The sequence below is a fragment of the Microcystis sp. M53602_WE12 genome, assembly GCF_030065455.1.
Classification (GTDB): domain Bacteria; phylum Cyanobacteriota; class Cyanobacteriia; order Cyanobacteriales; family Microcystaceae; genus Microcystis; species Microcystis aeruginosa.
In genome coordinates, this window is record NZ_JASJFB010000864.1 from 1 (window position 1) to 1,231 (window position 1,231).

Annotated in this window: 3 protein-coding genes; 2 read left to right on the forward strand and 1 reads right to left on the reverse strand. The window is 36.8% G+C overall.

Annotation, left to right across the window (positions count from 1 at the left end):
• The first annotated feature begins 61 nt into the window (after positions 1–61).
• Together PX482_RS26310 and PX482_RS26315 are read left to right on the forward strand one after the other, a co-directional pair.
• Entirely contained in the window at positions 62–205 is a 144-nt protein-coding gene (locus PX482_RS26310) for a hypothetical protein (RefSeq protein WP_288096535.1), read from the forward strand.
• 47 nt (positions 206–252) lie between these two features.
• Complete coding sequence (locus PX482_RS26315; protein ID WP_004159326.1) at positions 253–459, forward strand: type II toxin-antitoxin system HicB family antitoxin; 207 nt, start codon at positions 253–255, stop codon at positions 457–459.
• 311 nt (positions 460–770) lie between these two features.
• Here the strand turns inward: PX482_RS26315 and PX482_RS26320 are convergent, their stop codons facing one another.
• Positions 771–1,145, reverse strand: a complete 375-nt coding sequence (locus PX482_RS26320; protein WP_288026714.1) for a DUF5615 family PIN-like protein — start codon at positions 1,143–1,145, stop codon at positions 771–773.
• Positions 1,146–1,231 lie beyond the last annotated feature (86 nt).

The window sequence follows — 1,231 nt, forward strand, 5'->3', positions numbered from 1 at the left end:
GTGCCAGCCATTGCGGGGATCGGGGGAAAATTCAGGTACTTTTTCCCTGAAAATTAGGTAGTTGACCACCTCAAAACTGGTAAAACCCCACACCCCACACCCCACACCCCACACCCTGCCACCACCGAAAAGCTTTTTCGGCAAACCCTATCTAATTGTGTGTTGGGTTTTTTTAGGTCAATCCAACCGACAAGAGCGGATATAAAATCTAATATAATCAAGACAGCAGGTCATCCCATAGGTAATTCTCAAATGAATTATAAGATTGACATAGAACAAGAAGAAGATGGACGATATATTGCTGAAATCGTCGAACTTCCGGGAGTTTTAGTCTATGGCAATAGTCAACAGGAAGCTATTGCTAAAGTTCAAGCACTTGCTTTGCGTGTCTTAGCCGATCAACTTGAACAGGGAGAACTTCCAGAAAATCACCTAAATTTATCATTTGTTGCTCTATGAGTCAATGGTCAGCAACGAAAGCCAAACAAGTTTTAAAAGCATTAAAAAGCATAGGTTGGAAAATTAAACGCAGTGGACTGTTTCAGCTAAAATAGGGCAATAGATTTCGGCTTAAAGTCTTAAATTATAGAATTTATAGCATTTTTCTAATACACCAAATTAACTGAAACAATCCAGTAGGGTGTGTTAGCGATAGCGTAACACACCAATTTAATAATAAATTTGCTGCGTGGGGAGCGGATTATTGATTTTGGTTTTTTAACAGAATTGGTAGCCGCAAACACAAACCCTACCAGATTAAGCGATCGCACTCAACTTAATATCAACAGACTTTCTGTTTCACTATCAAAAAATTCAACAATAATTAAAAAATAACCTCTTAAAATTTCGATAATCTTTGCAGTGGGACTATTACCAATACGAAGATAGATAAATTTTGGTGGATGACCATATAATAGACTGCGCTGATGAAAATCGGCATCTTTAGAGACAATTACAAAATCGTTGAATTTGGCAAATTCCCAGATAAGTGCATCATCAGTATTGATCAGTCCTAAAGTCTTGACGTGCTGAGAATTAGAATATAAATCAATTATTTTATCAATAATCCGATCTGACAAATTTTCATCTAATAACTGAACTTCCCCCATACATATATACCACAATAGCTGAAAACCCTTATCCATCAATGGATGCACCCCCTTAACTTATCTTAATGTACCCATGTAATTTGTAACATTTCTTAATGGACAAGAATTCTCTCCATTTGCTA

What these genes read in the sequence shown, in the direction of transcription:
- PX482_RS26315 (WP_004159326.1), top strand. Translation starts at nt 253, where the DNA reads ATGAATTATAAGATTGACATAGAACAAGAAGAAGATGGACGATATATT.
- PX482_RS26320 (WP_288026714.1), bottom strand. Translation starts at nt 1,145, where the DNA reads ATGGATAAGGGTTTTCAGCTATTGTGGTATATATGTATGGGGGAAGTT.